The 26,327-nt window shown below is 72.9% G+C and carries 22 protein-coding genes and 1 pseudogene; 12 read left to right on the top strand and 11 right to left on the bottom strand.

From position 1 onward, the window contains the following. Positions 1–2 precede the first annotated feature (2 nt). From MXD57_RS05430 to MXD57_RS05420, 3 genes and pseudogenes are all read left to right on the top strand, one after another. Positions 3–449 (top strand): hypothetical protein, encoded by a 447-nt coding sequence (locus tag MXD57_RS05430; RefSeq protein WP_250400129.1) that lies wholly within the window; start codon positions 3–5, stop codon positions 447–449. Next, positions 439–933 (top strand): annotated as a pseudogene (locus tag MXD57_RS05425) (TetR-like C-terminal domain-containing protein); the annotation flags it as partial. The gene MXD57_RS05430 and the pseudogene MXD57_RS05425, both read left to right, overlap by 11 nt. Positions 934–983: 50 nt before the next feature. Continuing rightward, positions 984–1,250: a hypothetical protein gene (locus tag MXD57_RS05420; protein WP_250400128.1), complete on the top strand. Its 267-nt coding sequence runs from the start codon at positions 984–986 to the stop codon at positions 1,248–1,250. A gap of 72 nt (positions 1,251–1,322) precedes the next feature. Here MXD57_RS05420 and MXD57_RS05415 read toward each other — a convergent pair whose 3' ends face one another. The 9 genes from MXD57_RS05415 to MXD57_RS05375 form a co-directional block, all read right to left on the bottom strand. Then, positions 1,323–2,126 (bottom strand): enoyl-CoA hydratase/isomerase family protein, encoded by an 804-nt coding sequence (locus tag MXD57_RS05415; RefSeq protein ID WP_250400127.1) that lies wholly within the window; start codon positions 2,124–2,126, stop codon positions 1,323–1,325. A 78-nt stretch (positions 2,127–2,204) separates the two neighbouring features. Beyond that, positions 2,205–3,068 (bottom strand): SDR family NAD(P)-dependent oxidoreductase, encoded by an 864-nt coding sequence (locus MXD57_RS05410; RefSeq protein WP_250400126.1) that lies wholly within the window; start codon positions 3,066–3,068, stop codon positions 2,205–2,207. 194 nt (positions 3,069–3,262) lie between these two features. Beyond that, a complete protein-coding gene (locus MXD57_RS05405) occupies positions 3,263–4,684 on the bottom strand; it encodes an aminobutyraldehyde dehydrogenase (protein WP_374114655.1) in 1,422 nt (473 codons plus the stop codon). After that, positions 4,677–5,990 (bottom strand): flavin monoamine oxidase family protein, encoded by a 1,314-nt coding sequence (locus tag MXD57_RS05400; protein ID WP_250400125.1) that lies wholly within the window; start codon positions 5,988–5,990, stop codon positions 4,677–4,679. Before MXD57_RS05400 ends, MXD57_RS05405 begins: the two co-directional genes overlap by 8 nt. Positions 5,991–6,042: 52 nt before the next feature. Continuing rightward, positions 6,043–7,113, bottom strand: a complete 1,071-nt coding sequence (locus tag MXD57_RS05395; protein WP_250400124.1) for an ABC transporter ATP-binding protein — start codon at positions 7,111–7,113, stop codon at positions 6,043–6,045. Positions 7,114–7,117: 4 nt separating this feature from the next. Beyond that, a complete protein-coding gene (locus MXD57_RS05390) occupies positions 7,118–8,008 on the bottom strand; it encodes an ABC transporter permease (protein WP_250400123.1) in 891 nt (296 codons plus the stop codon). Next, a complete protein-coding gene (locus MXD57_RS05385) occupies positions 8,005–8,913 on the bottom strand; it encodes an ABC transporter permease (RefSeq protein ID WP_250400122.1) in 909 nt (302 codons plus the stop codon). The genes MXD57_RS05390 and MXD57_RS05385 overlap by 4 nt, the downstream gene beginning before the upstream one ends. A 1-nt stretch (position 8,914) precedes the next feature. Continuing rightward, a complete protein-coding gene (locus MXD57_RS05380) occupies positions 8,915–10,039 on the bottom strand; it encodes a polyamine ABC transporter substrate-binding protein (RefSeq protein ID WP_250400121.1) in 1,125 nt (374 codons plus the stop codon). Positions 10,040–10,240: 201 nt separating this feature from the next. Next, the gene (locus MXD57_RS05375; protein WP_250400120.1) at positions 10,241–11,440 is read right to left on the bottom strand and encodes an aromatic ring-hydroxylating oxygenase subunit alpha; all 1,200 of its coding nucleotides are present in this window, start codon (positions 11,438–11,440) and stop codon (positions 10,241–10,243) included. A gap of 375 nt (positions 11,441–11,815) precedes the next feature. On the opposite strand from MXD57_RS05375, the gene MXD57_RS05370 reads away from it, so the two are divergent. From MXD57_RS05370 to MXD57_RS05335, 8 genes are all read left to right on the top strand, one after another. Beyond that, a complete protein-coding gene (locus MXD57_RS05370) occupies positions 11,816–12,220 on the top strand; it encodes a hypothetical protein (protein ID WP_250400119.1) in 405 nt (134 codons plus the stop codon). Further along, positions 12,217–13,452 carry an NADH-ubiquinone oxidoreductase-F iron-sulfur binding region domain-containing protein gene (locus tag MXD57_RS05365; RefSeq protein WP_250400118.1) on the top strand — a complete coding sequence of 412 codons (1,236 nt, stop codon included), beginning with the start codon at positions 12,217–12,219 and terminating at the stop codon, positions 13,450–13,452. Before MXD57_RS05370 ends, MXD57_RS05365 begins: the two co-directional genes overlap by 4 nt. A gap of 61 nt (positions 13,453–13,513) precedes the next feature. Beyond that, positions 13,514–13,705 (top strand): ferredoxin, encoded by a 192-nt coding sequence (locus MXD57_RS05360; RefSeq protein ID WP_250400117.1) that lies wholly within the window; start codon positions 13,514–13,516, stop codon positions 13,703–13,705. Position 13,706: 1 nt separating this feature from the next. After that, complete coding sequence (locus tag MXD57_RS05355) at positions 13,707–15,767, top strand: acetate--CoA ligase family protein (RefSeq protein WP_250400116.1); 2,061 nt, start codon at positions 13,707–13,709, stop codon at positions 15,765–15,767. A gap of 54 nt (positions 15,768–15,821) precedes the next feature. Continuing rightward, the gene (locus MXD57_RS05350; RefSeq protein WP_250400115.1) at positions 15,822–16,994 is read left to right on the top strand and encodes an acyl-CoA dehydrogenase family protein; all 1,173 of its coding nucleotides are present in this window, start codon (positions 15,822–15,824) and stop codon (positions 16,992–16,994) included. Positions 16,995–17,036: 42 nt separating this feature from the next. Then, positions 17,037–18,209: an acyl-CoA dehydrogenase family protein gene (locus MXD57_RS05345; protein WP_250400114.1), complete on the top strand. Its 1,173-nt coding sequence runs from the start codon at positions 17,037–17,039 to the stop codon at positions 18,207–18,209. Between the two features lie 81 nt (positions 18,210–18,290). Beyond that, positions 18,291–19,193, top strand: coding sequence for a 3-hydroxybutyryl-CoA dehydrogenase (locus MXD57_RS05340; RefSeq protein WP_250400113.1), 903 nt, complete (start codon positions 18,291–18,293; stop codon positions 19,191–19,193). A 48-nt stretch (positions 19,194–19,241) separates the two neighbouring features. After that, positions 19,242–19,853 (top strand): TetR/AcrR family transcriptional regulator, encoded by a 612-nt coding sequence (locus MXD57_RS05335; RefSeq protein ID WP_250400112.1) that lies wholly within the window; start codon positions 19,242–19,244, stop codon positions 19,851–19,853. 333 nt (positions 19,854–20,186) lie between these two features. Here the strand turns inward: MXD57_RS05335 and MXD57_RS05330 are convergent, their stop codons facing one another. Together MXD57_RS05330 and MXD57_RS31745 are read right to left on the bottom strand one after the other, a co-directional pair. Then, a complete protein-coding gene (locus MXD57_RS05330) occupies positions 20,187–21,737 on the bottom strand; it encodes a hypothetical protein (RefSeq protein WP_250400111.1) in 1,551 nt (516 codons plus the stop codon). Positions 21,738–22,378: 641 nt separating this feature from the next. After that, the gene (locus tag MXD57_RS31745; protein ID WP_250400110.1) at positions 22,379–23,974 is read right to left on the bottom strand and encodes a ricin-type beta-trefoil lectin domain protein; all 1,596 of its coding nucleotides are present in this window, start codon (positions 23,972–23,974) and stop codon (positions 22,379–22,381) included. A 722-nt stretch (positions 23,975–24,696) separates the two neighbouring features. On the opposite strand from MXD57_RS31745, the gene MXD57_RS05320 reads away from it, so the two are divergent. Continuing rightward, positions 24,697–25,803 (top strand): sugar ABC transporter substrate-binding protein, encoded by a 1,107-nt coding sequence (locus tag MXD57_RS05320; protein ID WP_250400109.1) that lies wholly within the window; start codon positions 24,697–24,699, stop codon positions 25,801–25,803. The last annotated feature ends 524 nt before the right edge of the window (positions 25,804–26,327 follow it).

Genomic DNA, 26,327 nt, shown 5'->3' with positions numbered 1-26,327 from the left:
CCATGCCTGACGAAACACTGCAGCACAACCTGCCCAGTCCGCGGACCGACGCCGCTGACCGGTTCGAGGCGGCACCCGACCCGGACGGGACGCTGATCCCGATACCGAGGGAGGCGCCTGCCGGGCACCCGGTCCGCGACGACGCCACGATCAGCGTCAGCCCGCTCCAGAGCAGCGGCTACTACGTGACGATCTACAACGGCCCACCCGAAAGCTCCAGGGAGGTGGACGACTTCATCGCCGAACTGCTCACCGAGGCCTCGCTCGCACGCCTGGAGCAACTGTTCGCCGAGACCGCGGCCGGTGGCGTCATCAGATTCCTGGCGGCGCCGGTCGGAGTGCTCGTCTCCCTGCTGCACTCGACCCCCACGTTGAACGAGCAGTTCATCCGCACGAGGCTGGACGACGGCACCCAGGTCACCTACGCGGTCCTGACGCCGGGCGACTGAACGCCGGAGCAGCCGGACCGCCCGGGACGCGCTCGTCTCCGCGGTCGCCGCGCAGGGCTACCGTGAGCTGGCCGACCACCTGGCCGCGGCGCACGCGGCGCCCACGACTCCCGATGAGCTCATGGAGATCGCCGTCGCCTACGTCCGCTTCGCGCTGGAGCGCCCGGCGCTGTTCCGGGTGATGCTCGCCGAGCCCTGTGATCCGAACAGCGAGGAACGGGTCGCCGCCACCACCGCGATCTCGGAGTACGTCCGCGGCGTCGTCCGCGGCGCGTTCCCCGGCGCCGACGACCAGACGCTGTCGACCACGGTGTGGGCCCTGGTCCACGGCCTGGCGTTCCTGCACCTCGACGGCAAGCTCGACACCTCCACCCCGGACGTGGTCGCCGAACAGGTCCGCGCTGCCGTCCGTGCGCTGTTCACCGCCTCCGCCGCGCTGTCGGGACCGGTGGCCGCGCCCCACGAGCGGTCCGCGGCGCGGTGACCGCCGCGCCGACCGGCGTCCCGGGCCGCGCGGCGTTCGGGAACGGACCGGTGGGAGGCGCCGTTCCGGCGCACTCCGCCGACGTCGACGCGGCCCTGGGGCCGGGCGTGGTTTCCCGGCGGCACCAGGAGCCGTCCGTGCGGCCGGGTCGGGGCCTCGGGGACGGCGCGGCCGTAGCCGGCGAGGGTGACGTTCCCTGGCCCGGCCTCCGTCTCGACTTCCACTCGCCCGAACCGGACTCCCTGGAGCGGGAGGCGCCCGGGCCGCTCGCGAGCAGCCCGGGCAACGGCGGCATCGCGCCCTCCCGCAACGACTGACGGAGCTCCCCGCAACGACCGGCAGAACGGAACGAGTGCGGAACGGCACGGCCGGCGGAACGGCCGACAGAACTACCGGTGGGAAGCCGCGTTCAGCGCCGCGTATCCGAGTTGTTCCAGGAGCAACGCGCTCTCGCGCGGCGCGTCGGTGGCCGCTGTGATCACCTGCTTGGCCACGGACAGGGCCAGCGGCGGGTGTGCGGCCATCTCCGCGGCGATTTCCAGCGCTCGTTCCAGGCAGGGTGCGCCCGGGTCGGTGACCTCGCCGACCAGGCCCCAGGCGTATGCCTCGGCGGCGTCCATCCGCCGGCAGCGCAGCACCAGATCGCGGGTCCGGGCCGGTCCGACGGCCCGGACCAGTCGTGTCACACCGCCGGAGCTCGGCAGGATGCCGATTCCCACTTCCGGCAGCCCGAACGAGGCCGTGGGGTCCGCGACGCGGATGTCGGCGGCGAGAGCGAGTTCCAGCCCTCCGCCCAGGCAGTAGCCGGAGATCGCGGCGACCGTCGGCTGGGGAAGGGCGGCGAACGTCTCGTACACCGAGCCGGACGCGCGGTAGTACGCGGCGATGGATTCCGTGGTCATCTCCCGGAGCTCGGTGGTGTCGGCACCGGCGGAGAAGACGCGTGGCCCTCCGGTCACCACCACGGCGCGGCTGGTGGTGACCTCCTTGCTGCGCACCGCGTCGAGCAGGGCCGATTCCAGGTGTGCGGACAGGGCGTTCAGCTTGGCCGTGCGGCGCAGCGCGATCACGGCGATCCCACCGTGGCGCCGGGTCTCGACGGTGCCCCGGCGGGAGGTGTCCGGGGAGTCGTCACGGTCGGTCGTGCCGGTGCCGGTGCCGGGGCCGGTGCCGGGGCCGGTGTCAGGGGTCATCGTCGCTCCGCGGGTGGTTGGTCCGGGCGGGTGGTGGTAGGGGCCTGGGGGAATGTGCGTCGCGGGGCGGCGGCGCGCTCATGGCACCTCCCGCGCTTCGTCCGGCGGGTGAGGGGGGCCGGCGGGCGCCGGGACGGGATGCCCGGTGCCCCAGGCGTCCGCGCCGCCGTCGACGACGACGGTGGTACCGGTGATGTAGGAGGCCGCGGGTGAGGCGAGGAAGGCGATGACCGCGGAGACGTCCTGAGGCCGGCCCAGCCGCCCCAGGGGCACCGATCGTCGCCAGTCCTCCCGCTCCGCTCCGGTGTAGTTCTCCTCGAGCCCCCCGGTGGCGATGGTGCCCGGTGCCACGCAGACGGAGCGGATGCCGAAACGACTCCACTCCTGACTGAGGCCGGCGGCGAGGTTCTCGACCGCCGCCCGTGCCGCCGAGGCATGGGCGAAGCCGGCGATGCCCCGGCGTGGTGAGAAGGCGATGAAGAAGACCACCCCGGAGCGCTGGGGGATCATCGCCCGTCGGGCCACCTCCCGGGTGACCGCCCAGGCGCCGTCCACGGCCAGCCTGTGCACGGCCCGCCAGCCCTTGAGGGTGATCTCCTCCGCGGGCGCGGAGAACTGGCCCCCCGCGTTGTTGACCAGTACGTCGATGCGGCCGTATGCCTCCAGGGCCCGGCCGACCACCATGGTGACCTGCTGCTCCTCCCTGATGTCCGCGGACACGGCCAGGCAGTCACCACCGAGTTCGGCGACGGCCCGCCGGGTCTCGTGCAGCGGGCCCGGGCGTCGGCCGCAGACGACGACGGCCGCTCCGGCGGCCGCCAGGTCCAGCGCGGTGGCCCGGCCGATTCCCGTTCCGCCACCGGTGACCAGGGCCACCGTGCCGGCGTGGACACCGGGGCGCAGGACACGCCCGTACGCGGGGTCCGGGTGCGCGGAGTTCACCACTGGTCCTCCCAGCCTCTTGATCGGAGCGGACAGGTGTGACCAAGCCGTCGGCCGGTCCCGTCGGCCGGGCCGGCGTACGAGCGCGCCGGCCCGGGCGTCGTGGGACCGGGCACGCGGACGGCCCGGGAGGCGTCCGCCGGGGGCGCGCCGAGGGGCGCGGACGGCGTTCCCCGGCCGCCGTGGGCGACCGCTCAGAGCATCACGTGTTTGACCTGGGTGTAGTCCAGCAGCCCGGTCAGCGACAGATCACTGCCGTGTCCCGAGTGCCGGACACCGCCGTGCGGCATCTCCGAGACCGTCGTGCCATGGGTGTTGACCCAGACGATCCCCGTGTCCAGGGCGCGACCCGCCCGCATGGCGCGGTCGTGGTCCCGGGTCCACACGCTCGCCGCCAGGCCCTGCGGCACGCCGTTGGCCAGCCGAAGGGCGTCCTCCTCGTCCGTGAACGCCTGGACGGTGACCACCGGCCCGAACACCTCCCGCTGCACGATCTCGTCCTCCTGGCGTACCCCGGCCACGACCGTGGCCTCGTGGAAGAAACCGGGCCGGGCCGGGGCGCCGCCGCCGGCCACGACGTCGGCGTGGGCCGGCAGCCGCTCCAGCAGCCCGCGCACCGTCGCGAGCTGCGCCGCGCTGTTGAGCGGCCCGAAGTCGGCGTTCCCGTCGTCCGGCGCACCCGGCACCCGGAGGGCCGCCCGCCGCGCGAAGGCGTCGAGGAAGGCGTCGTGCACCCGCTCGTGCACCAGGATCCGCGTGGCCGCCGTGCAGTCCTGGCCGGCGTTGTAGAACGACAGCGCGGACAGCCGCTCCACCGCGTCGTCCAGATCGGCGTCGTCGTACACCAGGACGGGAGCGTTGCCGCCGAGCTCCAGGTGGAGCCGCTTCAGGTCGGGCGCGGCCGCCGCCGCGACCTCCTGCCCGGCGCGTACGCTGCCGGTGAGCGCGACCATCCGGATCCCCGGGTGGACGACCAGCGCGCGTCCGGTGTCACGGTCGCCGCACACCACGTTGAGGACTCCGGGCGGCAGGTGCTCCGCGGCGATCCGGGCGAGGAGCGCGGTGGAGGCCGGGGTGGTGTCGGAGGGCTTGAGGACGACGGTGTTGCCCGCGGCCAGCGCGGGGGCGATCTTCCACACCGCCATCATCAGAGGGTAGTTCCACGGGGTGATCTGGGCGCACACCCCGACGGGTTCCCGCCGCAGGACCGAGGTGCGGCCCGGCGTGTACTCGGCCGCGGCGGCGCCGGGCAGATTGCGGGCCGCGCCGGCGAAGTACCGCACGGTGTCGATGACCGCGGGCAGTTCGTCCGCCCGGAACAGGGAGGGCGGCTTGCCGGTGTCGCCGACCTCGGCGGCCACCAGCGCGTCCGCCCGGCGCTCGATGGAGTCCGCGATGCGCAGCAGCGCGGTCTGCCGTTCGGCGGGCGTGGTGGCCGACCAGCCGGTGAAGGCGGCCTCCGCCGCCCGCTGCGCCGCCTCGACGTCCTCGCCGCCGGACAGCGGGGCCGAGCCGTTGACCTGCCCGGTCGCCGGATCGACCAGGGGCAGCACGGCCCCCGACGAGGCGGGCAGATCGCTACCGCCGATGTGGTTGAGGACGAGGGTTTCAGCCACGTCGCAGTGCCTCCTCCGCGGCGGCGCGGCCGGTGCGGACCGCGCCCTCCATGTAGCCGGCGACCCACTGGTCGGAGCCGCAGACGTAGAACGGTGGTTCGTGGGTGCCGTGCAGCGGGCCGACGGCCATCACGTCGCCGGGCGTCCACTGGGTGACGTAGCCCTGGGTCCAGGGATCGGTGCCCCACAGCCGCAGATAGGCGGCGAACGGCCGGGCGGCCTGCTCGCCGAACATGCCGGTCACCTCCGCCAGCAGCTCCGGGATCCGCAGGTGCGGCGGGGTGCTCAGCAGCACTCCGTAGCGCTCGGGCGGAATGAGGGCGGAGAGCGTGGCCTCGGCCTGGGGCCAGGTGGAGCCGAGCACCCCCTCGCACTCGGACAGCCCGTTGCGCTCGCGCGTCCGCCAGAACGGCTCGTCGTAGACGGCGGCGAGCTTCGCGGCGGTCGCGTTGCGCTGCCGGTGCAGCGATGCCAGGCGGGCGTCGCTCACCCCCGTGACCGCGACCGATCGCAGCGGGCCGACCGGCAGCGCGCAGACCACCGCCTGCGCGGTCAGCGTCTCGCCGTGGAGGAGGCGGACGGTGCACCGGCCCGGACGTACGTCGACGGCCGTGACCGGTGAGCCGAGGCGGATGTGCGGCGCGAGGCCCTCGCCCATCACCTCCGCGAGTGTCGCCGAGCCCTGAGCGAGGCGCAGTCCTTCCCAGTCCTCGTAGTCGTAGTGGCCCGAGCTGGGCACCGCCGCGTTCTTGCGCAGCGCCGCGAGCAGGGAGGTCCTCTCGTACGATCCGGAGGCCAGGCCGAGCTGCCCGATCTCCCACAGCCGGACGACCGCCGGCGACGCGTGCCGGGAGCGCAACCACGCGCCGACGGAGAGCCGGTCCAGGGTGTCCGCCTGGTGGTGGGACCAGGGATCGTCGGGGTCGACGGTCGCGGCCATCGCCACGAACTCGGCGGTGAGCCGCTCGTGGAGGGCCGGGTCGCCGGGGCCGAACCAGTGCGGGGTGTCGCCCGCGGAGTCGCCCTCCGGGGTGGAGCGGGTGATCCTGCCGGGCTCGGCCACATAACTGGGGACCAGGTCCAGCCCCAGTTCCCCGGCCAGCCCGAGGTAGGCGGTGTGGGCGCGGCCCACCACCTCGCCGCCCACCTGGACCTTGCGCCCGTCGGGCAGGCGGACCTGCTCGACCCGGCCGCCGACCCGGTCCCGGGCCTCCAGGACCAGGACGTCGGCCCCGCCGGCGGCCAGGTCCCGGGCGGCGGAGAGTCCGGCGAGCCCGGCGCCGAGCACGATCACATCGTGGTGCATGTCGCTGCTTTCTCTGGTGGGAGCGTCTGCGGGAGAGCGGGCCGGTCCTCGGTCAGTCCAGGAGCAGGCAGTGCTCGGGGCGCCATCCGAACTCCACCGTCTCCCCGCCGTTCCAGCGGTCCTCCATGCGGGCCCGCGCGGTGTTCTGCTCCAGCGCCGACAGGGTGACCCCGGGAGCCACCTCGATCAGGTACGTGGTGGTGGCGCCGGAGTAGACGGTCTCCCGGATCACTCCCCGGAGCACGGACATGCCGGGTTCGAAGTCGGAGAGCCAGATCTTCTCGGGCCGCACCGACACGCTGACGGAGCTGCCGTCGCCGACGCCCTCGCGGCGGCCCACGGGCAGCGCGGGGCCCTGCTCCAGGACGACCTTCCCGTCCCGGTAGACCCCGTCCACCAGGTTGGACGTGCCCATGAAGGAGGCGACGAAGCGGCTGGCCGGGTGCTCGTACACGTCCTCGGGGGTGCCGCACTGCTCGACCCGGCCCTCGCTCATCACGGCGAGCCGGTCCGACATGGTCAGCGCCTCGTCCTGGTCGTGGGTGACGAAGACGAAGGTGATGCCGACCTCGCGCTGGATCTGCTTCAGTTCGACCTGCATCTGACGGCGCAGCTTGAGGTCGAGGGCGGCCAGCGGCTCGTCCAGCAGGAGGACGGCGGGACGGTTCACCAGGGCACGGGCCAGGGCCACGCGCTGCCGCTGGCCGCCCGACAGGGTGCCCGGTTTGCGGAGGGCGTGCCCGTCGAGCTGGACCAGCTCCAGCATCTCGCCGACCCGCTCGCCGATCTCGTCCTTGCCGACGCCCTTGCGCCTGAGGCCGAAGGCGACGTTGTCCGCGACGCTGAGGTGGTCGAACAGGGCGTAGCTCTGGAAGACGGTGTTGACGTTGCGCCGGTTCGGGGGCAGGTCGGTGACGTCCTCGCCGGCGAGGAGCACGGAACCCGCGGTCGGGTCGGTGAACCCGCCGATCATCCGCAGCGAGGTGGTCTTGCCGCAGCCGGACGGGCCGAGCAGTGAGAAGAACTCGCCCGCCTCGATGTCGAGGTTCACGTCGCGGACCGCGTAGGAGTCCCCGAACTGCTTGGAGACGCCGTCGAGCCGGACAGCGGGGGTCGCGTCCATGGGATCAGCTCCCTGAGAGGATGTCGAGGCCGCCCTTGCGGCCGAACAGGCGCGGGATGAAGAGGGCGAGGGCGATCAGGGCGACGGAGCCGGCGAGCATCAGGGTGCCCACCGCGTTGACGGTGGGCCGCACCCCGAAGCGGATGGCCGAGTAGATCCGCACCGGCAGCGGCTGGGGGTCCACCCCGGTGGTGAAGTACGCCAGCACGAAGTCGTCGAAGACCAGGGCGAAGATCAGGACCGCGCTGGCGAGCACGGCCGGCAGCAGCGCCGGCAGGGTCACCAGGCGCACTGCCTGCCAGCGGGTGGCCCCGAGGTCCATGGCGGCCTCCTCCACCTCCGGATTGAGCGCGGCCACGCGGGACCGCAGGATCACGGTGACGTACGAGACGGAGAAGGTGATCTCCGCGAGCATCACCGTGCCGGTCGAGAGGGTCACGCCCAGGCCCTTGAAGAGCAGCATGGAGGCCACGCCCGTGACGATCTCGGGGGTGATGAGCGGCACCAGCATGATGAGGCCGGCCAGGGAGCCGAGCCGGCTGCGGCTGCGGACGAGCCCGATCGCGAGCGCGACACCCAGCAGTACGGAGCCGGCCATGGCGGCCAGTGAGATCTTCAGGCTGGTGCCCAGGGACGAGATCAGCACGTCGTCGTGGAGGAACGCCCGGTACCAGCGGAGGCTGAAGCCGCCGAAGACGGTCAGCGACTTCTTGGCGTTGAAGGAGTAGAGCGCCACGACGCCGATCGGCAGGTACAGCAGCGCGAAGAACAGCGCCGTGACGGCGATGAGGATGCGCGGTCTGCGTTCGGCCCGGCCGCGGCGGCGCGGGGCGGGGGAGCGGCCGGGGCGCTCGGCGGGCTCGGCCGGGGCGGGGGTCACGCGGGTCGATGTCATCGGCGGGCCTCCGCCTCGTCCTTGCGGGTGCGGCGCAGGTAGCCGAGCATGCCGGTCAGCAGTGCCAGCATGAGCAGCATGGTCAGGGCGGAGCCGAGCGGCCAGTTCTGTCCCTGGAAGAACTTGTCCTGGATGAGGTTGCCGATCATGATCTGGTCCGGTCCTCCCATGAGCTGTGCGCTGACGAAGTCGCCCATGCAGGGCAGGAAGACGAGGACCAGTCCCGCTGCCGCGCCCTGGCGGGTGGCGGGCAGGGTGACGAAGAGGAAGGTCCTGACCGGTCCGCCGTACAGGTCGCGGCCCGCCTCGATGAGCGAGACGTCCAGCCGTTCCAGGGCGGCATAGAGCGGGATGATCATGAAGACGACGAATCCGTAGACGAGGCCGGCGATCACGCCGAAGCCCGTGTTGAGGATCTTGGTTCCGCCGTCGGCGAGCCCCATCCCGCGCAGGGCGGCGAGGACCGGCCCGTCGTCGGAGAGCACCACCGACCAGCCGTACATCCGCACCAGGTAGTTGGCGAAGAAGGGGACGACCACGGCGGCGATCAGGGCGTGCTTGAAGCGGCCGCCGTGCAGGGCGATCGTGTAGGCCACCGGATACGCGACCAGGAGGCAGATCAGGCAGGTGGCCAGGGCGTAGCCGAGCGAGCGGAGCAGTACCTCGCCATAGGCGGGGTCGGCCATGGCCCGGATGCTGCTGAGGTCGAATCCGAAGCGGGGGTTGCCCAGTTCGTCGGTGGTGCCGACGGCGAGGACGGCGACCAGGGCGAGGGAGGCGAGGAGGAACGTGGTCATCCACAGGGTGCCGGGGAGCATGAACCATGTCCACATCCGGGTGCCGGAGGCGCTCGGTCCGCGGCGGTCGCGGCCGGTGCGCCGGGTGGAACGGTTGAGCACAGTCATGTCAGCCCGCCTTCACATGGGTCCAGGCGGTGTCCCGGGCGTCTTCCTCGGTCCGGGTGCCGTTGCGGAAGAACAGGTCGGCCTTCAGGTCGGCCGCGGTGACCACGCACGCCGGGAAGGGCTCGACCAGCGCGGCGTAGGTGGACTCGGTGCCGGCCACGGGCATGGGGTAGCCGATGTACTCGATGTTCTTCTTCACGTTCTCCGGGCGGAGCATGTAGTCGATGAAGAGCATCGCCGTGCCGGGGTGGCGCGCGTTCCAGGGGATGGCGTAGCAGTCGGAGTTGATCGGTGTGCCCTCCCTGGGTGCCTCGAAGCCGAACACCGAGGGGTCCTTGGCCTGGTTGAGCATCGCGGCCATGTCCCCGCTCCACGCCTGGGTCATCAGCGCGTTGCCGTTGAGCAGGTTGTTGTAACTGTCACTGGAGAAGCCGCGCAGGTGGGGGCGCAGGTCCTTCAGCAGCGAGGTGATGCGGTCCAGGTCGTCCCGGTCACCGGTGCCGACGTCCAGGCCGAGCGCCAGGGCGGCCATGCCGAGGACCTCGTCACGGTCGTCGAAGAGGAAGACCTTGCCGCTCGCGCGGGCGTTCCACAGGTCCTTCCACGAGCCCGTGAGGTCGCCCAGGACGTCCCTGCGCCAGCCGATGCCGGTCTTGTAGGCGGTGAAGGGCACCGTGTGCGCGGAGTCCGGGTCGTACCAGGGGTCGGTGAAGTAGGAGTGCCTGCCGAAGACCGCGTCGCCGTTGGCGAGCCGGGAGTGGTCGATGCGGCGCAGCATGTTGCCGCGCACCAGGCGCTGGGCCCATTTCGCCGACGGGAAGACGACGTCGTAGCGGTTGCCGGCGTTGAGCTTCGCGACCATGCCCTCCATCGAGTCGAAGTTCGACTGGATGACCTTGACGCCGTATTCCTTCTCGAAACCCTTGAAGACGGACGGGTCGACGAAGTCGGCCCAGTTGAAGTAGACCAGGTCGCCGTCGATCTTCACGTCGATCGGGGCCCGTTCCCGGTCGTCGGGTATGCGCGCGGGGGCGAACCCGCAGCCGCTCAGTGACGCGCCGAGCGCGCCGAAGGCGGCTGCGCGCAGCAGCGTTCGTCTCGCGGGCGGGGATGTCTCGGGGGGCAAAGGAACGTCCTCTCCATTGAGGATGGCAGTGCGTTCCAGGGCGGGGGACCGGGGTCGGCTTCACGGAGGCCCTGGCTCCGTGGTGATGACCGGTCTGTGCGAGGTGTGGGGCGAGATGTCAGCGAACGGGCGCTAAGGGGCACGGGCGCAGCGCGCGGTGGGCGACCCGCCGCGACGCGCCGGGGCCGGCGGGGGAGCCGCTCATCGCACCTCCTCGGCGGAATCCAGGTCCTGCCTGATCTTCCGGGCGAACCAGCCTACTGCCGCCTCGCGGCGGGACAGCGGACCGGGCTCGTAGCCGGGGCTGGTCAGACCCGCCTGCACGCGCTCGACCAGCTCGGCGTCCTCGTCGGTGGTGACCCAGCCGATGTGGATGTTCAGCCGCCTGGCCAGCCTGGTGCGCAGGCTCGCGCCCTTGCGGGTGTAGAAGGCGCCGGGAATCGCCGTCCGGTCCTGGGCGGTGGGCAGGGCGGTCCACGGGAGCACATGGTCGGGGTAGAAGTCGATGAGGGTGTTGGGGTAGATCACGGCGTAGCGCCACACCCGCCGGTCGGCGGCCGTGAGCCCCGGAAGGGGCCGGGCGAGCCGCTGGTAGAGGCGCTCCGTCCAGTTCGAGGACGGCTTGTCGCGCAGGGGCGCCTCGAAGAGCACGTACGCGTCCTGGACGTCGACCGTGTACGCCTGGTAGTCGAGCAGCCGCATCAGCGACGGGTGGGCCACGGGGACGTGGTAGCCCTCCAGGTAGTTGTCGACGACGACCTTCCAGTTGGCGTTCTGCTCCTCGTCCGGGGGGATGTCGTGGATGCGGTACTTGCCGACCGGGACGAGGTCGGCGCCGGCGTAGTGCCCGACCGCCTCCGCCAGGCCGGCGCAGCTCTCGGCGAGCGGGACGGCGTCCAGGTCGAGGTTGACGAAGACGAACCCGAGGAAGGACTCCACCTTGACCCGGCGCAGTCCGAGGCGGGGCTTGTCCAGGCAGGGGATCTGCCGGGCCTCCGGGGCTCCCACCAGTGTCCCGTCAAGCCTGTACGTCCAGCCGTGGTACGGGCAGCGGATCGCCTTGCCGGACGGCTCCGGCGCGGTGACCAGGCGGGTGCCGCGGTGGCGGCAGGCGTTGAGGTGGGCGGCGAGGCCGCCGTCCTCGGTGCGGACGACCAGGATGTCGCGGCCGGCCGCGACGGCGGAGAGCCGGGCGCCGGGGCCGGGGAGGTCGGACTCGTGGCAGACGAGCTGCCAGGACTTCTCGAAGATGCGGGTGGTCTCGGCCCGCGCGATGTCCGGGTCGGTGTAGTAGCGCGCCGGGAGTGCCTCCAGGGCCTCGCCGGGGGAGGGGGAGGAGCTCTGGCGGCTTTCGGGCGGCCCCGCTTCGCGGGCGGGCGCCGGGGTGGTCTGGGGCTGCATCGGATCCTCCTCCACGCCGCGGGGCGGCGATGGGCGGTGAGGCTGCTGCGCGGGGTCGGCAGTGGCCGGAATCAGGCTTGACTGCCGACTCGGGCTGACTAATTGGTTAGTTAGATTGGGGTCGGATCCCGGCCATGTCAAGGCTTGTGGGCTGACTAATCAGTTAGTTAGTCTCCGTGGTGTCGGACCGCACCGGACCGCGCCGGTCCGGTGCGTGACCACCGGGTCCCGGGTGGGCGGAACGCGTGTCCGGACCGAGGGCCCGTAGCCGCTTCCGCCACCGCGGGAGCGGCCCGCCCCGCCCGTCCCCTCTTGCTGCGTCACCCCGTCCCGGGACCGCCGGGACGGACGTCCCCGTCCAGTCGGAGGCACCCCATGAGCACGCGTCGGAGCCTTGTCTGGCTCGGTCTGACCCCCGAACCCGAACGTGAGCTGCCCGCCGCGGTGGCGGCCCTGCGATCCCGCGCTCCCGGAGAGCCGCCGCCGTCCGTCACGGAGGCGGAACGGCGCCGGGTCGAGCGGCTGATCCTGCACGGCACCCAGCGCAGATGGCTCGGCTACCTGACCGAGGTCACCGCCCTGGTGGTCGACGCCGCCCGCACGCCCGGCGGCGCCGGCTCCGCCGCCGCCCTGGTGGCCGGGGAGGTGGTCCTCGACCACCACCGCATGCTCATCGGACTGCCCGGCGCCGGATACGAGCGGGCCGCCCCCCAGCGGCGCGCGCTGGAACAGGCCGTGCGACGGCTCAGGAACCGTCCGGCGAACGGAGACACGGCATGACCGAGATCCTCTCCCTGACCCCACCGGACCGGCCGCGCCTGCTCGACCCCGGGCGGCCCGGCCGGGAGGACCTCGCGTCCTACCTCGCCACGGGCGGATACCCGGCCGCACCGGCCCCGGAACGGCTCGTCGAGTCGGTCGCCGCCGCCGGGCTGCGCGGGCGCGGCGGCGCCGGCTTCCCCACCGCCGTCAAACTGCGCACCCTGCGCGACGCACCCGGCGACACCGTCGTCGTCGCCAACGGTGAGGAGGGCGAGCCGGGCTCGGTCAAGGACCGCTGGCTGCTGCGCCACCGGCCGCACACCGTCCTGGACGGCGTCCGCCTCGCGGCGCGGACGACCGGCGCCGTCCGGGGCTACGTCTACCTGTCCGACCCGCAGGCCGCCGACGCCGTGCGCCGCGCCCTGCTGGAGCGCCCCCCGACGGTGCCCGTCGACATCGTGCTGACCGAGCACACCTACGTCGCCGGTGAGGAGAGCGCCGTGGTCCGGCGCATCGACGGCGGCCCCGCCCTGCCCACCACCAAGCCCCCGCGCCCCTTCGAACGCGGGGTGGGCGGCGCCCCGACGCTGATCGCCAACGTGGAGACCCTGGCCCGGCTCGCGCTGCTCACCGCCCACCCGGACGCCGCCGTCGCCGTCGCCTCCAGCCACCTCCTCACCCTCTCCGGCGGCCCGGCCCCGTCCGTGCTCGCCGAGGCACCCGCGGGCACCCACCTAGGGACGCTCGCCGGCCACGCCGGCCGCGGCGGCTCCGCGGCGGTGCTCCTCGGCGGCCTCTTCGGCGGTCTGTACGGGGACGGCTGGGCCGGCCTGCGGCTGGACCACGACGAGCTCGTCGCCGCCGGCGGCGCCCTCGGCTGCGGCGCGATCCACTTCCTGCCACCCGGCGGCTGCCCGGTGGGCGCCGCCGCCGACGCCGCCGGGTACCTCGCCGCGCAGAGCGCCCGGCAGTGCGGGGTGTGCGTCTCGGGCACCCAGGCGCTCGCCGGCACCCTCGCCGCGCTCGCCCGCGGCGAAGGCCGCCACGAGGACACCGGGAAACTGCACCGCTGGTCGCAGGGCCTGACCGGACGCGGCGCCTGCGGACTCCTCGACGCCTCCGCACACATCGCCGCCACCCTCCTGCGGCACTTCCCGGACCGGGTCCGCGCCCACGAGGACGGCCCGTGCCCGTCCTGTGCCGACGCCCCGCCCCCGGACGGAAGCCGCCTCGGCGTGACTGTCCCCTGACCGGCACGCACCCACCACACCGCGCCCGGCCCGCCGCCGGCCCCCCCGAAGGGAACACCCCGTGAAACTGCTGCTGGACGCCACCCTCTGCCAGGGCTACGGCCTCTGCCAGGAATCCGCCCCCGAACTGATCGACCTCGACGAATGGGGCTACGCGCGGCTGCGCGCGACGGAGGTGCCCGACGACCGGGAGGAACAGGCACAGGAGGCCGTCGCCGCCTGCCCGCAAGCCGCGCTCCGACTGGTGAAGTGACATGGGACGCGACCTCTCGGCACTCTTCGACCCCTTCTCCGTCGCCGTCGTCGGCGCCAGTGACGACCCCGCCAAGTACGGACACGCCATCGCCGCCCAGGCGCTGCGCTCCGGCCACGGCCGCCCCCTCCACTTCGTCAACCGCCGTGGCGGTACCGTGCTGGGCCGCACGGCCGCCACCAGCCTCGGCGCCATCGGCGAACCCGTCGACCTGGCCGTGATCTCCGTGCCCGCCGCCGGGTTCGAGGACGCCGTGGACGAGGCCCTGTCCTGCCAGGCCCGCGCCATCGTCGCCATCACCGCGGGTTTCGCCGAGACCGGCGCCGCCGGGCGCGAGCGCCAGCGGGCGGTCGCCGAACGCGTCCGCGCCGCCGGGGCCGTCATGGTCGGGCCCAACTGCCTCGGCATCACCGACAACACCACCGGGCTGTACCTCGCCTCCGACCACTTCACCCCCGGCCGGGTCGCCCTGCTCAGCCAGAGCGGCAACCTCGCCCTCGAACTCCAGCTCCGCTTCGGGCCGCACGGCCTGGGGTTCTCGCGGTTCGTCTCCCTCGGCAACCAGGCCGACGTCACCCTCGTCGACCTGCTCACCGACTGCGCCCGCCACGAGGGCACCGACGCCATCGCCGTCTACGCGGAGGACTTCGGCGACGGACGTGCCTTCGCCGAGGCCGCCGCCGCCGCGGACAAGCCCGTCGTCCTGCTCACCGCGGGGCGCGGCGCCGCCTCCGCCCGCAGTGCCCAGTCCCACACCGGCGCGCTGACCACCTCGAACGACGTCGTCACCGCCGCCTGCCGGGACGCGGGCGTCGAACTGGTCGCCACGCCCCGGGAACTCACCACCGTCCTCACCGCCCTCGCCGGCGGTCGCAGGGCCCGCGGCCGCGAGGTCGCCGTCCTCACCGACGGCGGCGGCCACGGTGTGATCGCAGCCGACGCCGTGGAGGCCGCCGGACTCGGCGTACCGGAGCTGACCCCGGCCACCCGGGCGCGCGTCGGCGAGGCGCTGTGGGAGCAGTCCGCCGTCGGCAATCCCGTCGACCTCGCCGGCATGGGCGAACAGGACCCCTCCTCGTACGCCGCCACCGTCGCCGCCCTGCTGGACGCCGAGGAGACCGACGCCGTTCTCCTGACCGGCTACTTCGGCGGCTACGCGGCCGAAGTGGGCGGCCTCGGAGGAGGGGGGACGGCCCTGGCCGAGGGCGAGCGGGCGGCCGCCCGGGCCATCGCCGCCCGCATGGCCGGCGAGGGCAAGCCGCTGGTCGTCCAGTCGATGTACCCCGCGTCGCCGAGCTGCCGCACCCTGGTCGCCGCCGGAATCCCCGTCTTCGCCGCCACCGAGGACGCCGCCCGCGCCCTGGCCGCGCTCGCCGCCGGCGCCCGGGGCAACCGCACCGGCGTCGCCCCGTTGCCGCCCGCGGCCGAACCCCCGGCGCCGACCGGCTACCTGGAGACCCGCCGCGCCCTGGAGGCCGCCGGAGTGCCCTTTCCCCTCGCGCGGGAGATCCGGGACGAGGCCGGACTGCTCGCGGCCACCGAGGACATCACGGGCCCGTACGTCCTCAAGGCCCTGCACCTGCTGCACAAGTCGGACGCCGGGGGAGTGGCCCTGGGCCTGGCCGACCGGGACGAGCTGGTCGCCGCCTTCCGCGACATGCACGACCGGCTGCGCGCGCCCTCGTACTCGGTGGAGGCCATGGCCGACCTCCGCGACGGCGTCGAGCTCATCGTCGGCGTCAACCGCGATCCACGCTTCGGCCCGGTCGCCATGGTGGGGCTGGGCGGCGTCCTCGCCGAGGCCCTGAAGGACATCGCCTTCGGTCTCGCCCCGCTCCCCGCGGACCGTGCGCTGCGGCTGCTGCGGAGCCTGCGCACCGCCTCCCTCCTCGACGGAGTGCGCGGCCGCCCGGCCGTCGACGTCGAGGCCGCCGCCCGGGCCGTCGAACGGATCACCGCGTTCGCCGCCGCCCATCCCGAGATCGCCGAACTGGAGGTCAACCCCCTCCTCGTCCGCCCGGACGGAGTCGTCGCCCTCGACTCCCGCGCCGTGCTCGGCTGAACCGCACCCGTCCCGCCCCACCTGTCCCGCCCACCCGTACCGAAGAGGCCACCCATGGACATGCGCCACACCCCCGAGCAGGCCGACCTGAAGAGGCGCGCCGCCGCGTACGCCAGGCTCCTGATGCAGTACGAGGACCAGTCCGAGCAGGCGGGCGGCCCGCTGCCGCGCGACCTGGTCGCCGAACTGACCCGTGCCGCCATGGACGCCGGGGTCTACGCCATCAACATGCCCGCCGAGTGGGGCGGCGCCGGACTCAGCCTGCTCGACCAGGTCATCGTCGAGGAGGAGTTCGGCAAGGCCACCAACTGCCTGTGGGACATCCCCTGGCGGCCCGCCAACGTCCTGGCCTACGGCGACGAACGGCAGCGCGAGAAGTACCTGCTCCCGGTCATCCGCGCCGAGAAGTTCGACGCCTTCGCCGTCACCGAGCCCGGCGCCGGCTCCGACCCCTCCTCCGGGACGTCCACCGCCACCCGTGCCGAGGGCGGCTGGCTGCTCAACGGCGAGAAGTGGTTCGTGACCTGCGGCGACATCGCCGACTTCCTGCTGGTCCAGGCGGACGCCGGCCCCGAGCGGCTGCCGACCCTCTTCTTCGTGGACAAGTCCGCCCCCGGAGTGGAGATGACCCGGGTCCCGCACTTCATGCACTCCGCGGTCAACGGCCACCCCGAGTTCACCTTCACCGACGTCTTCGTGCCCGACGAGGACGTCCTCGGCGGGGTCGGAAAGGGCTACGAGCTGACCAAGGAGTGGTTCACCGACGAGCGGCTGATGATCGCCGCCCGTACGGTCGGCGCCGCCGAGCGGGCACTCCAACTGGCCCGGGACTGGGCACTGGACCGCGAGCAGTTCGGCGCCCCCATCGCCGGCTACCAGCTGATCCAGGGGATGCTGGCCGACTGCGCGGTGGACATCGCCGTGAACCGGGCCTACACCCACCAGGTCGCCTGGGAGGCCGACCAGCCGGGCACCGACCGCAAGACGCTGCACGCCAAGGCGTCCACGGCCAAGCTGGCCGCGAGCGAGGCGGCCGGCCGGGTCGTCGACCGGTGCCTGCAGATCTTCGGCGGGCGTGGCTACGACCGCTCCTACCCCGTCGAGCGCATGTACCGCGAGCTGCGCGTGGACCGGATCTGGGAGGGCACCTCCGAGATCCAGCGCCTGATCATCGCCAACGAGCTCATCAAACGCGGCACCAGGGTCCTGGCCCTGCCCACCCACTGAACCCGCCCCGCCCCGACCCCCGACCCCAGCAGCGAGGACCCCATGGACTTCCGTCTCACCCCGCGTCAGGAGCGCCTCAAGGCCGACGCGCGCGCCCTCACCGAGTTCATCATGAAGTACGAACTGGACTGCGAGGAGAACAACGGCCTGCCGGCGAAGGCACACACCGAGATCCGCGACGCGGTGCTCGAATCCGGGCTCCAGGCCGTCAACATGCCCGCCGAGTGGGGCGGTGCCGGTCTCACCATCGCGGAGCAGGCCACCGTGCAGGAGGAGCTGGGCAGGCTCACCGGCGCGCTGTGGGACATGGTGTGGCGCCCCGCCAACGCGCTGCGCTTCTGCACGCCCGGGCAACGCGAGCGCTATCTCGTCCCGGTCATCGAGGGACGGCGCCGTGACTGCTACGCGGTCACCGAGCCGGGCGCGGGCTCCGACCCGCAGAACCTGTCGACCACGGCGACCAGGAACGACGCCGGCTGGATCATCAACGGGGAGAAGTGGTTCGTCACGGTCGGCGACCACGCCGACTTCATGATCGTCCTCGCCGCGGCCGGCCCGGAGCGTGCCCCCACCCTCTTCCTCGTCGACAAGGACACGCCGGGCATCGAGATGACCCGCGTGCCGCGCTTCATGCACACGTTCGTCTACGAGCACCCCGAGTTCACCTTCACCGACGTCCAGGTCGGCGACGACGCCGTGCTGGGCGGCGTCGGTGACGGCTACGACATCACCCGCTCCTGGTTCACCGAGGAGCGGCTGATGATCGCCGCCCGCACCATCGGCGCTGCGGAGCGCGGCCTGGAGCTGGCCCGCGACTGGGCCGTGGAGCGCGAGCAGTTCGGCGCCCCCATCGCCAACTACCAGTTGATCCAGGGGATGCTGGCCGACAGCGCGGTGGACATCGCCGTGAACCGGGCCTACACCCACCAGGTCGCCTGGGAGGTGGACCAGCCGGGTACCGACCGCAAGACGCTGCACGCCAAGGCGTCCATCGCCAAGCTCGCGGCCAGCGAGGCCTCGGGCCGGGTCATCGACCGGTGCCTGCAGATCTTCGGCGGGCGCGGCTACGACCGGTCGTACCCGGTGGAGCGGCTCTACCGCGAGCTGCGGGTGGACCGGATCTGGGAGGGCACCTCCGAGATCCAGCGCTTGATCATCGCCAACGAGCTCCTCAAGCGCGGCACCGGCGTCCTGGAGCTTCCCGTCACCAAGTAGGGCCCGGCCGGGGGCGGCGCCGCGGACTCGTGGCGGCGCCCCCGGCCCTTTCCGCAACGACAACGTCATGAAGGAGATCCGATGACCGGTACAGAGCGGGTCGGAGTCGTGGGATGCGGGCTCATGGGGGCGGGCATCGCCGAGGTCTGCGCACGCGCTGGCCTGCGCGTGACGGTCGCGGAACGGGACGGGGCGGCGGCCCGGGCCGGCGGTGAACGCGTCGCCCGCTCCCTGGAACGCGCCGTCGCCCGCGGCGCACTGACCCCCGATCAGCGCGACGCCGCTCTGGCGAGCGTCACGGTCGTCGACGACCTCGGGGCGCTGCACGACAGCGACCTGGTCGTCGAGGCCGTCGCGGAGGACGAGAGCGTCAAGCTCGACGTGTTCACCCGCCTCGACGCGGTGATCACCGACCCCGGCACCATCCTGGCCAGCAACACCTCCTCCATCCCCGTCGTCCGGCTGGCCGCCGCGACCTCACGTCCGGACAAGGTCATCGGAGTCCACTTCTTCAACCCGGTACCGGTGCTGCGGCTGGTCGAGCTGGTGCCCTCGTTCCTCACCTCGGAGGAGACCACCCGACGGGCCGAGGCCTTCGTCGTGGGGACGCTCGGCAAGGAGGCCGTCCGTGTCCGGGACCGGGCCGGCTTCGTGGTCAACGCCCTGCTCGTCCCGTACCTGCTCGCCGCCGTCCGCATGGTCGATTCCGGTACGGCCACCGCCCAGGACGTCGACCGCGCCATGGTCATGGGCTGCGCCCACCCGCTCGGCCCGCTCGCGCTCGGCGACCTGATCGGACTGGACACCGTGCGGGCCATCGCCGACTCGCTCTACGCCGAGTTCAAGGAGCCCCTGTACGCGCCCCCGCCCCTGCTGTGCCGCATGGTCGAGGCGGGACTCCTCGGCCGCAAGTCGGGGCGTGGCTTCCACAGCTACGCCGAGGGGTCCGCGCGGGGCGTGCCTGCGGCGGTCGAGCGAAGGTGAGGGAAGATGTTACCGACGTACCGGCCGGCGAGCACGGAGGCAGACAGGGTGGCGACCAACGGGCGCACGGCGGAGACCCGCGAGCGCATCCTTTCCGCCGCGTGCGAGGTGATCGCGGAGACCGGTTTCGAGAAGATCCGGATGCGGATGGTGGCGGAGCGGGCCGGGGTGTCCACGGCGCTGCTCCACTACCACTTCGACACCCGGGAGAAGCTCTTCACCGAGGCGATGATCCATTCCTTCGCCAGCACCACCTTCGAGGTGGAGAACGACGCGGACGTCGTGCCCGCGGCGGTGATCCTCGCCCGGATCGTCCGCAACCTGCTGCCGATGGACGCGGACCTCTACCAGGACTGGCGGCTGTGGCAGGAACTGTGGGTCCGTTCGCTGCGTGACGAGACCACCCGGAGTTTCGCGGTCGACCTCTACGCGCAGTTGCACCAGTGGGTCGCGTCCGCGGTGACCCGGGGCATCGAGTCGGGCGAGTTCGAGGCCACGGACGTCGACGAACTGAGCACACTGGTGCTCGCCCTCTCCGACGGCTACGGCATCCGCGTCATGCTGGGCGACCCGGCCGTCACCGCCGAGCAGGCGCTGCGTTGCGTCTGGCGGCCGCTGGCCCTCGCCCTCGGCCTGCCGAAGGAGATCCCGGACTCCTGAGCCGGGCGGCGCCTCGCGGACCCGCGCGTGACCGGGGACCGCGTCAGGGCCGTCGCCCGCCGTCGCGTACCCGACGCCCCACCGGCCCGCACGGCGGCCGGTGCCGTGGTGATCCGGCCGGTCACCGGCGTCTCCCGCGTCGCCGGCCCGCCGCGACCGAGGGGCGCGCCCGGACACCGCGCCCGGACACCGCGCCCGGGCGCTCCGCCACGAGCGCCCGGGCGTCGGCGATGCGGTGGTGAGGGGCGGGTGGCCGGGGCCGTGCGGCCACGCCCCCCGGTCACCCGCCCGGACCCGTGCCGGGGGGGCGTGGTCCCGCCGCCCCGGCGGCGTTCAGGCGGCGGGAGTCCCGCAGTCGCGGCGGCCGGACGGACATCCCGGGCCACCGCTCGCGGCGGGTGACGGGCCGCGCGGCGACTCCGGCGGGGACGCGCTGCCGGTGGGGGCGGCGGTGGGGGACTCCTGCCCGAGTGGTGCCAGCGTCCCGCCGGTGACCAGGCCGGCGTCGTCCGTCGTCAGAGTGACGGGGTTGGGGGCGTCGAGCAGGTGGTCGCAGCCCAGGTTGGTGAAGGTCTGGTGGGCGCGTGCGGCGAGGAACGCGAAGAGGTTCGGTGCGGCGCCCGGGTCCGGTGACGGCGCCTTCTCGAAGAGGGCCTTGTCGTCGAAGACGCGCCGGACGCCGGCCGGGTCCCGGAAGAGGGTGGCGCAGAACGCCGCTCCGTCGCCGTCCGCACCGAGCGCGGGCATGCCGACGCCCGCGCGGTACGCGTTGGTCTTCTCGGCGCTGCTGCGGCCGTCCACGAGGGTCATCGGGTCGTTCTGCGGGATCAGCGCGACCGGGTCCTTCTGGTTGGCCGCGGCGGACAGCTCGTCCAGCGCGAGGGCGGAGGTGGCCTGCCCGTCGCTGGACTGGTTGCGCGCGGTGAACGGCTTGCACCCGAGGGCCGGGTCCATGAACTGGGTCAGCAGCAGGTTGTCACTGCCGTTGGCCAGGTCCGTGGGGGTGCTGGTGGTCCCCGACCTCCTCCTGCCGTCATGACGGTGATGGCGGTCGCCGCGGTTGGCCAGTTGCCCGGCCCGGCTCATACGAGCCCTGCTCGCGGCGTTGTTCTGGGCGATCCGGCCGCGGCCGTCGGCGAGGTAGTGGGTGACGACGTTGTCGCTTCCGTCCTGGTCCACGACGGAGAAGTCCCGCGTGGTCGGGCACGGCAGGCCGTCCCGCGCGGTTCCGACCGCCGGGATCGTGAGGCGTCCCTTGGCGATCTGGTCGTCGGCGGCCCGGAAGAAGGCCGGTGCGTTGCAGTACGCGAACTGGCCGAAGACGGATCCCGTCACACCGTTGACGCATTTGCCCTGCGCGAGGGTGTTGGAGCGGTGGCTCCTGCGCAGGGTCAGGTTGGCGTTGTTGAAGCCGAACCATATTCCGACCGTCGAGCCCTTCGGCACGGAGGGCGTGGCGGGGCGCGCGGCCGGTCTCGTCCCCTTGTCGACCACCAGGGGGTTGTAGATGGATATCTCGCCGTCCTTGGTGAGGATCGCGGCCTCGACGAACGCGGCCTGCTCCGGATCGGCCTCGTGGCACGGGCCCTTCCCCGGCTCCGTCGCGACGAGTTCGTAGGGTGTGGCCAGACCCCGGGCGGTCAGAGGATGGTCGGGGACCACCAGCGTGCAGTCGGGATTGGGCGTGGCGCCCGGGGTCGGGGGCGGGGAGGCCTCGTGGGCCCGGCGACGGTGGTGGCTCCCCGCCGCGAACACCGACCCGGCGACGACGGCGAGGATCACCGGGCCGCCGACGAGGGCGAGCGACAACTTCGACCGCTTCCAGCGTCGGGCACGATCCCGCCGCACGGTGCGTGGTGACTGGACGAACTTCTTCCGGGGCACTGACTTGCTCCTTACTGTGCTTCCCTCCGGCGGTGCCACCCACTGTCACGCGGGGCGCACCGCGGTGCTGACGTCGCCGGCCACGCGGACGGGGTGGAGGGACAACCCCTATGCCAGGCACGACGGTTCAACGCGCCCTGAGTGCCGGGGCCGGCGCCAGTGACGGTAACAGCGCCTCCTTACGGTGCGCATGGTGAATCGCCAAATAGATGGACTGTCAATGAGCGCGCGTATTCGGTGTCTGCCAGGCATCAAGGACAGCGGTGCCCGGGAGTGGAACTCTGCTGCCAATGTCGGAAACCGCCGGAATGCCCGGGGCGAGTGGTCTTCCTCGGTTCAAAGTGGTCTTCCCATGTTCAAAAGCGGTCCTCCCGGAGGCGGCAGGTGATGCCCCGGAAGGTCCTTTGCGAATTCATCCGGCGGTCTGGTGAGTGGAAAAGCGGCGACGGGCACGGGCGGTATTCCCCGCGCTCCGTGCCGTCATGTGAACCGCGCGTGAGCGCCGTCGTCCGGCGGTCGCCCGCCACCACGCGGACCTCCCGGGCCGAGCCCCGGTGACGCCGCGGAGGCCTGCGGCCCGCCGGCCCCGCCGCGGGGGCCTGCGGCCCGCCGGCACCTGGGGCGCGACGGGTTCGGTCCCGTCAGCCGGCCGCCACCGGCCGCGCCGCCCACGCCTGGTCGCGCGCCGAGGCGCGACCCTTGAGGGCCAGGAGAAGAGGTTCGCCGGTGGAGGTGCCCAGGGGCACGACCGCCTCGTCGGGCCGGCCCCGGGGCCGGATCACGCCGTCTCGCTCGATCATGAAGATCAGCCGCGACCGCTTCTCCGGGTTGTCGGTGTCGCACGGCCGGATACCGATGCCCGCGGCGTTGCCGTCGGCCTTGAGGCAGAAGTCGGGCGCGGCCATGTTGTGCAGCCGTCCCTCACGGTCCAGGGACCACTGCTGCGTCGGAGCCGAGACGCAGGTCGTGGCCACGGCGTTGGTGCGCTTCTGGACCTTCCCGTTCATCACGTCGAGGCACAGCCCGGTGCTCGTGTGCACCAACTGCGCGGTGACACCGACCCGGATCCGGGTGGACGGCGGCGGGCTTGCGGACGTCGACGGTCCGGCGGGGGGCCGATGCGGCGCGCTCCCGCCGGTGGCCCGGCCGTGGTCCAGCAGCGCGTTCGCGGCCACCACGGCGACCACGGCCACGGCGCCCGTGGCGAGTGCGGCGGCGAGAGCCCGGTGCCTCGGGGCGGAGCGATGGGCCGGGCGGGAGCGGCGCGCCGTGCCGGCCGGTGGGGCGGTCCGCGGCGCGCCGGCCGGTGTCGTGGCGGCTCCGTCCAGGTCGCCCGGAGCGTGGGGGCCGTCGTGCCGCGAACCCGGCTCGGGGATCCCGCGGACCGGGCGGCCGGCGGCGTACGCGGCTCCGCCCCACATCAGCAGACCTGTGGCCAGGAAGGTCCGTGGCTCGTCCGACAGCCCGGTCAGCTCGGCCAGGAGTTGCGCGCACCGCGCGCAGGAGGACAGATGGGAGAGCAGGGCCTGGGGACGTCTTTCGCCCTCCGCGGGCGACGCCTTCTCGATGATGCGGCAGAACGCCCGGCACTCCGCGGTGCCCCGGTACTCCAGGTGCTCCTGGACGAAGGCACTGCGCAGGGTGAGCTGTGCCTTGTCCCTGAGCCTGGGGACGGTGGCCGGCGGGACGCCCAGGTACCGGCCGACGCTGTCGTCCGGCTCCTCGTCGACGACCGAGTACCAGAGAACGCCCCGCGACCGCTCGGGCAACTGGTAGAAGGCCCTGAGCAGGACGTCCTGGGTGTCGTACGGGGCGCCGCCGATCGCGAACGCCCTTGAAGCGGGGGGTGGTTCGGGGTCCCGCACCCACACCAGGAACTCGGCCTGCAACCGCTCCTGCCGGCTGTCGGCCGCCCACACCCAGGCCGTCCTGCCGACCTGGGTGAGTGCATGGTGGCGCCAGGTCCCTAACGGGTCGACACCGTCGCGCAGTTCCTCCACGGCACGGGCGAAGGCCTCCGCGGCGAGTTGGTTCCCCGCCATCTGGTGAGTGGTGAACGCACGCGCATGGAACAGGACCGCGGCCAGATGCCGCCGGCGGAGTTCCAGCGCCGCCTGTTCGGCCTCCTCGCCCTGGGCGCACAGGATTCGGGTGAGTTCCGCGTCGGACAGCGGTTCGAGCGTGGGTGCGGCGGAGCCGACGAGCCGATCTGCGCTTCCGGTATCCCAGTGGGTCACTTTGGGGCCTCGCTTCCTCGTATCGCCGGAGTCGGGGGTTGCGGCACAGCGGCGCGCCGAGCGATGGCGGCACATGGAACAGCGCGGCTGCGGCCCGCCCGAAGTGAGGCGGCGATCTCACAGGGGTCACATAGTGGGTGGTGAGGGGCTGCGGCGTAAAGAGGTACCTGACGGTACGTGCCCGGACCCGGAGGATGCCCCGGGGCGCCGCGGGAAGGCGCCGGAGCGCTCCGGGCCGGGGCGCGGAGGTCATGGTGGGAGTCCGCGGATCCCCGGCCCGGAGGCGGGTGAACGACGCATCCCGACGGGCTGGACACGGGGGCTGACCAGGTGTCATGTGACTCACCGGCGGGGGCGTGCGGCGGGGTGGCCGGCTCGGCCGTGCCGGGTGCGGAAGCGCCGTCGCCGTCGTCGGAGGGGCGCCTCCGGATCTTCTCGCGCCGACGTGATCAGAAAGTCATCTGATCACTTTGCGCTCGCGAGCCGTACTACTCACCAAGCACGAGGGGGGCGGGTCGCCGGCCGGGCGGTCGCCCGCCCGGTCGGCGCGCCCCGGCTCACAACGGGGCGGGAGCGGAGGGTGTCCATGTGATCCGGTTCGGTAGTTCCGCTTGACTGCGAATGCCGTGCCCGCGTTTTCTGTTCAGTCGTCAAGACCGCGACACAGGTGGTCGGGACCGCAATACAGCCCTGTCCGGAATGAAATGGGAGCGAGCCCTCGAATGCGTACCGTCGCCATGTCCTCGGCAGCCTCCGTGATGGTCCTCTCGCTCACCGGATGCGGAATGGTGGGCCGGATCGGGAACTCCGGTGACGCGGATCGCGCCAAGGGAAACGACCTCACGGTCGGACTGCTGATGCCGGAAACGACGAACACGCGATACGTGAACTTCGATTTCCCCATCATCAAGCGCACGGTGGCCGAGCTGACCGATGGCCGGGGCAGGGTCGAGTACGCCAATGCGGATGCGAGCATGGCGAGACAGGCCCAGCAGATGCGGAAGATGATCGACGAGAGAGTCGATGTCATCCTGCTCGACGCAGTCGACTCGCACGCCACGTCCGGCCTGGTGCGGAAGGCCAGGAGCGCGGGCATTCCGGTCATCGCCTACGACCGGCTCGCCGAGGGCCCGGTCGACGCGTACGTCTCCTTCGACAACGAACTGGTCGGTGAGGTGCAGGGGCGCGCCCTGCTGGCCGCCCTGGGGCCGAGGGCCGGCACCTCCGCGAAGATCGTGATGCTGAACGGCTCACCCACCGACCCGAACGCCAAGCAGTTCAAGGAAGGTGCCCTGTCCCAGTTGGACGGCGCGGTGACGATCGCACAGTCCTACGACGTCAAGGACTGGAGCCCGGACCTGGCCCGGAGCGACATGACCAAGGCGCTCGCCGCGATCGGCAGGGACGGCATCGCCGCCGTCTACTCCGCCAACGACTCCATGGCGGGCGGGGTCGTCAAGGCCATGAAGGACGCCGGGGTCACCCCCGTGCCCCCGCTCACCGGTCAGGACGCCGACCTCGACGCCGTGCAGCGCATCGTGACGGGGGAGCAGTACATGACCGCCTACAAGCCCTACCCGGGCGAGGCCGAGGCCGCCGCCAAGATGGCCGTCACCAGGGTCCAGGGCAAGGGCATCCAGTTCGACGCCCTCACCCCGGACCGCGTGGACAGCCCGACCGACCGGGACATCCCGGCCCGGCTGATCAGCGTGACCGCCATGACACGGGAGAACATCAAGGACACCGTCGTCGCGGACGGCATCTACAAGATCTCCGACATCTGCATCGCCAAGTACCGGGCGGCCTGTGCCGAGATCGGCCTCCAGTAGCGCCGCGTCGGGCAAGGGCTGCCCGTCGAGGAGCGGTGTCCGGTGGGTGCTTTCGGCGTGCCGGCCTGGAAGCCGTCGTACCGGGCGTACCCGGGCTTCGGCCGGTTCGGCGGGAGCGTCCGCCGGGCATCGCGACGGGGCGAACCCTGGCTGACGTGGCACTGGGAGCCGCTTCCGGCGCCCCGGCCCGGACACGGGGCTCCGCGCGCTCCGCCGTTTCCCGGGCCAGGCCGGCCGGCTCGGCCGCCATCCGGCCGCGGTGGCGGTCCCGGAGTGGCGGGCCGGCGGCCGCGGTTCGCTGGCGGCCGCCGCTCGCGGGTCCGCGAGTGCGACGTCCACGCCCCCTCGCCGCCCGGCGCGCCGGCGCCGCCGACGGGCCGGCCGGGCGGATCGCACCGGCCTCGCCGCGGTCGACCGGTGTCGGCCGGCGGAGACGGCGCTCGCGGCACCGTCCGGCGGCACGGCGTCCACACGGCCGAGACCGGTGCGGACGCACGGTGAAGGGGCACGCGCGGACAGCGGCG

The organism is Streptomyces cellostaticus (assembly GCF_023630175.1).
Classification (GTDB): Bacteria; Actinomycetota; Actinomycetes; order Streptomycetales; family Streptomycetaceae; genus Streptomyces; species Streptomyces cellostaticus_A.
Note: the sequence above shows the minus strand (reverse complement) of the source record. Positions and strands in the feature narration are given on the sequence as shown.